This window comes from Filobacillus milosensis (assembly GCF_004402015.1).
GTDB lineage: Bacteria > Bacillota > Bacilli > Bacillales > Alkalibacillaceae > Filobacillus > Filobacillus milosensis.
Genome location: NZ_SOPW01000064.1, coordinates 1 through 350, shown reverse-complemented (window position 1 = coordinate 350; position 350 = coordinate 1). Strand labels below are relative to the sequence as shown.

The following is a 350-nucleotide window of genomic DNA, read 5'->3' as shown; positions in this document are numbered from 1 at the left end:
CGGATACACGGACGTTTCTACCTTTTTTAGATTATATCGAAGATAATTTCTTTGAACTACCTAATTATATCGTTGCAGATGCTGGCTATGGTAGTGAACAAAATTATGAAGATGTATTAGATAACCGAGAACGTACACCTCTCATTACATATAATCAGTACCGAAGAGAGAAAAAAATAAAATTCAAAAATGACCTATTTAACTTTTATAATTGGGATTATGATGAGGTCAATGATTTGTTTATCTGTCCTAACAATAAACAAGTTACGTTCCGCTATGAATCCCAACGTACGGATCGCTATGGGTTTACAAGAACATTCAAAGTATATGAATGCGAAGATTGTACGGGT

The 350-nt window shown here is 33.7% G+C and carries 1 pseudogene; it reads left to right on the top strand.

The window, feature by feature from the left end:
* Positions 1–350: pseudogene (locus E3U55_RS17140) on the top strand (IS5/IS1182 family transposase); the annotation flags it as partial.